Below are 6,118 nucleotides of genomic sequence, written 5' to 3' on the forward strand. Positions count from 1 at the left end.
CCGTTATCAGATCGGCATGTTCATAATGTCTTCGTAGGCCCGAACCACCCGGTTACGTACCTGGGTCAGCGCTTCGAAGGAGACAGAGGATTTCTGGGCGGCAATCATCACACGGGTGATGTCTACGTTCGGATCGCCCATGTCGTAGGCGGTTCGCAGATCCCCAGCCGTTTTCTGGAGGTCGTTCACGTTGTTCACCGCGTTGCTAAGCATGTCATTGAAGCTGGGCGTCTCCTGGGTTTCCTGAACCTGGCGAGGGCCGTCTATGCGACCACGAACCGATTGATCCTGCTCGACCCGCTGGTTCTGCATCATCTGTGAACGCAGGGACCGGATATCGGACAAAACACTGTTGATGTCGGCACGCTGAACCATAACTCTCTCCTGGCTCCGCCCTCCCAGGGACGGAATTGCTCTTGGGATAATCTTAGCTCCGGTGAAGCAATTGGCAGGCCAAGTAGTTTTTAGATATAAATATCAGAAGGTTACGGATAAAAGGACGGAGTCGTGAAAGTTCCATGACGGACTTTTGACGACGGGCAGGGTGCCCCCACCGGCATGGGGAATCGAAGATAAAAAAACGGCACCCCGAGGGGTGCCAATGAAGGAGTTCGTCTTGCAGGGGGTCAGACCAAGGCCATTTCGGCGTCCAGATCGATTCCGGCGTCGCGCATCTGGGCCAGCTTGTACCTGAGCGTGCGGGGGCTGATCCCCAATTGCTCCGCGGCCCTGTTGCGACGCCCACGCTCTTTCCGGAGTGTCTGAATAATAATACGGAATTCCTGCTGCCTCAGATCATCTCCCAGCGAAACCGCGCCCTCCGGCTCGTCACTGCGCAAATGAGAAGGTTCGTCTAGGGGGGAAAAGCCAGAGTCTGAAATATCCGGCTCGCCCGCTGCTATGTTGGCAACGGTTTCGGTCATCGAAACCGGCGCCGCGCTGCGAAGGTCCGGCCGGCCGGTGATGCCCAGCTCCAGACACAGATCGCCAGAGTGAATGACATTTCCCTGGTGCAGCACCAGCGCTCGCTGGATGGCATTGTCCAGCTCCCGCACATTCCCCGGCCATTGATGATTCATAAGCGCACTTTTTGCGTCCTGGGCAAAGGTAATCCCGGTCAGCTTCATTTTGCGGCAATGCTTTTTAAGCAGCGAAGTAGCCAGTGGCATGATATCCAGCGGCCGCTCCCGGAGCGGATGCCAGTGCATCGGGAACACTGTCAGACGGTAATAGAGGTCTTCCCGGAACTTGCCTTCGCGAACGTAATCCGCCAGATCCCGGTTGGTGGTCGCTACAACACGGACATCCAGGCTGATGGTCTTGCGACCACCAACCCGCTCCACTTCCCGCTCCTGCAATACCCGCAAGAGCTTGGACTGAAGCCCCAGATCCATCTCCGAAATCTCGTCCAGCAGAATGGTTCCGCCGTTGGCCTGCTCGAATTTGCCGGGCGAGGAGGCGACGGCACCGGTAAAGGCACCTTTCTCGTGACCGAACAGGATAGCCTCCAGCATGTTTTCCGGTATTGCAGCACAGTTGATCGCCACGAATGGCTGCTCTGACCGCGGGGACTGCTGGTGAATGAACCGGGCAAGGACTTCCTTGCCAGTTCCGCTTTCCCCCGAGATCATGACGGTGGAATCGCTGCCGGCCACTTTGGTCGCCAGCTGGAACATCCGCTTGCTGATCGGGTCTTCTGCCACCGGTTCATCACTGGCTTTCTCACGCCCGCCGCCAACAACCTTGCTGACGGCATCCACCAGGAAACGCGGTTCGAATGGCTTCACCAGATAATCGATAGCGCCGGCCTGCATGGCGGATACCGCATCGCTGATCTGGCCATAGGCCGTGATCAGCATCATTGGCAGGCCCGGGTACAGCCGCTGCACCTCTGCCAGAAGCTGGTGCCCTGACAGACCCGGCATGTTGACATCACTGACCACCATATCCACCGGAGCCTCGGCCAGTCGCTCAAGGGCTTCGCTGGCATTGCATGCTTCCCGAACCCGGAATTTTGCCAGTTCGAGGGTGGTTACCAGCGCTTCACGCAGGTCATGGTCGTCCTCAACAATCAGAATCTGGGCCTTGGCCATGGTTGCCTCCGATCAGTGTCTGTTACGTAATTGCGGCAAACGCAGGGTGGCTACAGCACCGCCCTGCTCCGGCGATTCAATGGAAAACCGTCCCTGATGCGCCTTGATAACGGCCTGAACCACTGCAAGGCCGAGACCCGTGCCATGGGACTTGGTTGTATAAAAAGCTTCGGTCAGCCGGGCAGCGTCCGAGAGCTCAAAACCTGGGCCGTTGTCCACAACCCGGATGACCAGTTCCCCGGTTTCCTCGGTTACCCGAACCGCCACATGGCGAGCGCCGGCCTCCAGGCTGTTATTCACCAGATTGGTACAGGCGCCAACTAGGGCATCCCGATTACACATCAGCCGGCAGTCGCTGGAGATTTTGTTCTCAAGCTTCACTGTCGCGCCCGGAGCCGGCTTCAGCCCCTCGACTGCCGATGCCAGTGCCGAGACCAGTTTGTCGGCAGATAACTCCTCGGCCAGCCGGGTTTCGCCCCGGGCGAAAATGAGCATATCCCGCACCTGCTGTTCCAGGTGGGTCAGGCGCGACATCAGGCGGGAAGCACAGCGCTGGCGCATTTCTTCGTCCAGGTCCTCCTGGCTCAGATGACCACCGTAAAGAATGGCCGCGGACAGCGGAGTACGGATCTGGTGAGCGAGAGACGCAACCATCTTGCCCATGGCAGACAGACGCTGGGCGTGAGCCAGCTGCGCCTGAAGGTGCCGGGTTTCGGTGAGGTCTGTCAGCAGAATCAACTGGCCGGGCTGGTTTTCCATGGTCCGGATCTCGATGCTGACCCTGCGACCATCCTTCAGAGACACTTCGTGACCATCGTCCCGCCGGGGCGCAAAACAGCGATGGATGACATCAACCCAGCGGGCACCGTCGAGGGGCTCCCCCAGAAGCGCAATGGCTGCCGGGTTGGTCTGCGTTACCACGCCCTGGCTATCCAGAACGACAACGCCGGCAGGCAGTGCGTTCAGCAAGGTGGACAGACGATCTGCCAGCTGCTCTTTTTCTTCGAGCTCCTGCTGACGCTGGAGCGATTCCTGGTTCAGCTCGCCGGAAAGCTGGTTGACCCGGGATTCGAGGGTCCGGTAGGAGTCAGTGATCTGCCGCGACATCCGGTTAAACAATTCCAGGGCGGTATCCACCGCCTCATCGTCCTGTTCCGGAAACAGGGCGGTAACCTTGTCATTGACGTCCGCCGCAGCGTTGGTCTTTGTACCGCCCGCGCCGGACTGAAGAACAAATTGTGCCTGACTCATAACCTGACTCCCCGATCGGCCCGTCGGTTCGGACCTCATAGTTCGGATACTTCGTTTGCAGGTTTGTAAGCCAGCAACGTGCCAACTTGATTTTTTCTATATATTTCAAAGGAAAGGAGATTCTTGAAAGAGGAGAATGACAATTTTACGTCGGTCAGAAACGGAAACGGCGCCTCAGGTTACGAACCTTTGACGCCGTTCAGGGAGCTCTAAATTCCGGGCGATCCTGCTCAGGACTCCTCGGATTCCTCTTCCCGCAGCCCGTATTTTCGAACCTTCTCTACCAGAGTAGTGCGTCGGATCCGCAACTTCTCGGCAGCCCTGGCCACAACGCCGCCGGCCTCGTCGAGCGCCTGCTGGATCAGCTGTTTCTCGAGGTTGGAGAGGTAATCCTTCAGGTCGATACCGTTCACCGGCAGCAATGCCGGGGCATCCAGGCCCACCAGGCCAGGAATACCGGAAGGCATACCGGTGTCCTCCACCGGGCGATTCTCATCATAGTCGTCAACGTAGCGGAACTTCTTGGGCAGCTCCTGCACGCCGATTACACCATAGGGATGCATGATCGACAGGCGTTCGACAAGATTCGCCAGTTCGCGCACATTGCCGGGCCAGTCGTGCCGGCAAAGGCTCATGATGGCCGCTGAATTCATCCGCAGCGATCCACGCTTCTCTTTTTCCATCCGGGAAATGAGTTCATTAATCAGGAGGGGAATGTCTTCCACCCGGTCACGCAGGGCCGGCATCTCGATGGGGAACACATTCAGGCGATAATAGAGGTCTTCCCTGAAATCCCCGGATTCAATCATGTCTTCCAGGTGCTTGTGTGTGGCGGCGATTACCCGCACATCTGCAGACTGGGTGCGATTGCTTCCCACCCGCTCGAAAGTGCGCTCCTGCAGAACCCGGAGAATCTTGACCTGCATGTTGAGCGGCATGTCTCCGATCTCATCGAGAAACAGAGTGCCCCCCTCGGCCATCTCGAAGCGCCCTACCCGGGCCGTGATGGCTCCGGTAAAGGCCCCTTTTTCATGGCCGAACAGCTCGCTTTCCAGCAGCTCCGCCGGAATGGCGCCACAGTTGACCGGAACAAATGGTTTATCACGACGGGAAGAATGGTAATGCAGGTTGCGGGCGACCACCTCCTTGCCGGTACCGGACTCACCGGTAATGAGAACGCTGACGTCCTTATCCGCCACCTGCTCCATCAGCTGGCGTACCTGCTGGACTTTTCGGCTGGTTCCCACAAGACTCCGGAAGAGCTGCAAACCGCGCTGCTGGCCACGCTCCCGGGAGCGGCTGAACTGATCCCGATAGATCTGGGCCCGGTAGAGCGAATCAACGAACTTGGTGTAATTGAGCGGCCATTCCATGCGAGCAATGATGCGACCGCTGGTCTCATCGGACAGACCCTTGAGCTCAGGGTGACCAACAACCAGAAACGGTACGCCCTGAACGGCATCACACACAGCGGTGATCGCCTCGGTGGTTCCTGCATCCTCGCCATTCACCACCGCGACTGCGATATCTGAAAGGCTTTCCTCATCACCACTGCTCAAAAGTGCCCTGGCTTCATCGCCGGCAAGGACCTGCTCCTCGCCAATGAACTCAAGAATGGTGACTATGTCCCGCAATCTTGAATCATCCTCGCTCAGCACCAGCACTTTGTTATTTTTAGACATTCAACCGAATCTCTTGGGGGATTTGTGCGGTATTTAAGACTGTAAGAACCCCAGAGTCAATTTTATGACGCTATTTTGGTCGGTTCGAAGAAACGTTCTGGTAGGCCTTCGCCGCACTCCGGTTCCTGTTTACACCCTTCAGGCCATCCTCCGCCTCCTTGCGGGCCATTCGGGCCGATTCATCGGCGGCGTCAATAAACTGCTGTAGTTCCTGCAGGCGGAGCCTTACCGGCTCCGCATCAACCTCTCCCGCTTCCAGGGCAGCCATCAGCGGCTCGACTGCCGGCTTCACCTGCTCGTTCAGCCCCGCCATCGCGTCCCAGTCCTTTTCGGCCAGGGCGCGACCGAGATCCGCCATCAGTCGATCCAGGTGGTCCAGGTGGGCTTGCGGGTCTGCCATGTCAGTCTCCTTGGAAATCAGCGGCGAGCGGCACGACGGGCGGCGGAGGCAGTAAATTCGTTGCCACGGAACCCCGGGGCGAAATCGTACGCCGGGAATCCATTATCCAGCCCATCAACGTAATAACGCTCCGCCTTCAGGTCGTAAGTCATTTCCATGGTAGTCCAGAATACCGGCTCACTGTAATAGCTGATGTTGTGAGCTTCCGACACACGCCACAGATTCCCCTCTGCATCGTATTCCTCGGACGCGAGGATCTGCCAGCTGTCTTCATCCACGTAAAACACGCGGCGATCATAAATGTGGCTGATACCGGTACGGCGTTTCGCTTCGACTACCCAAACCCGATGAAGTTCGTAGCGGGTAAGCTGCTGATTGATATGGCCCGGACGAATCACGTCGTCGGCTTCGATTTCTGGCCCGTGAAGCTTGTAGGCATTGTAGGGCACGAACAGCTCGCGCTTGCCTTTCAGCTCCCAGTCGTATTGGTTAGGCGCACCGTTGTACATGTCTTTCTGGTCGACGGACCGCAGCGAGGATGAATTCGGCAGGTCGGTTTCGTAGGCCAGGTTGGGCGACCGGCGAAGACGACGGGAACCTGTCAATGGCCATTTATTTTGACCCACCTTTGGCCAATAAAATTGACCCACCTTTCATAGTCTAGCCTGTCGTTTTCTGCTTCAGCCGATAGC

At 57.7% G+C, this 6,118-nt stretch carries 6 protein-coding genes; all 6 read right to left on the minus strand.

Annotation, left to right across the window (positions count from 1 at the left end; all coding sequences use genetic code 11):
- Positions 1–6: 6 nt before the first annotated feature.
- Positions 7–375, minus strand: a complete 369-nt coding sequence (fliE, locus tag BM035_RS16810; RefSeq protein WP_008173058.1) for a flagellar hook-basal body complex protein FliE — start codon at positions 373–375, stop codon at positions 7–9.
- A 251-nt stretch (positions 376–626) separates the two neighbouring features.
- Positions 627–2,093 carry a sigma-54-dependent transcriptional regulator gene (locus tag BM035_RS16815; RefSeq protein WP_092033262.1) on the minus strand — a complete coding sequence of 489 codons (1,467 nt, stop codon included), beginning with the start codon at positions 2,091–2,093 and terminating at the stop codon, positions 627–629.
- Positions 2,094–2,105: 12 nt separating this feature from the next.
- Positions 2,106–3,344 carry a sensor histidine kinase gene (locus BM035_RS16820; protein ID WP_092033265.1) on the minus strand — a complete coding sequence of 413 codons (1,239 nt, stop codon included), beginning with the start codon at positions 3,342–3,344 and terminating at the stop codon, positions 2,106–2,108.
- 230 nt (positions 3,345–3,574) lie between these two features.
- Complete coding sequence (locus BM035_RS16825) at positions 3,575–5,026, minus strand: sigma-54 dependent transcriptional regulator (protein ID WP_092033268.1); 1,452 nt, start codon at positions 5,024–5,026, stop codon at positions 3,575–3,577.
- 70 nt (positions 5,027–5,096) lie between these two features.
- Complete coding sequence (locus BM035_RS16830; RefSeq protein WP_092033270.1) at positions 5,097–5,426, minus strand: SOS cell division inhibitor; 330 nt, start codon at positions 5,424–5,426, stop codon at positions 5,097–5,099.
- A gap of 17 nt (positions 5,427–5,443) precedes the next feature.
- Entirely contained in the window at positions 5,444–6,031 is a 588-nt protein-coding gene (locus BM035_RS16835) for a DUF1329 domain-containing protein (protein WP_254775523.1), read from the minus strand.
- Between the last annotated feature and the right edge of the window lie 87 nt (positions 6,032–6,118).

This window comes from Marinobacter sp. DSM 26671, assembly GCF_900112835.1.
Classification (GTDB): domain Bacteria; phylum Pseudomonadota; class Gammaproteobacteria; order Pseudomonadales; family Oleiphilaceae; genus Marinobacter; species Marinobacter flavimaris.

Bases quoted from the DNA above. Each gene is read 5' to 3' on its own strand.
- BM035_RS16830 (WP_092033270.1), bottom strand. From the start codon at position 5,426: ATGGCAGACCCGCAAGCCCACCTGGACCACCTGGATCGACTGATGGCG.
- BM035_RS16825 (WP_092033268.1), bottom strand. From the start codon at position 5,026: ATGTCTAAAAATAACAAAGTGCTGGTGCTGAGCGAGGATGATTCAAGA.
- fliE (WP_008173058.1), bottom strand. From the start codon at position 375: ATGGTTCAGCGTGCCGACATCAACAGTGTTTTGTCCGATATCCGGTCC.
- BM035_RS16815 (WP_092033262.1), bottom strand. From the start codon at position 2,093: ATGGCCAAGGCCCAGATTCTGATTGTTGAGGACGACCATGACCTGCGT.
- BM035_RS16820 (WP_092033265.1), bottom strand. From the start codon at position 3,344: ATGAGTCAGGCACAATTTGTTCTTCAGTCCGGCGCGGGCGGTACAAAG.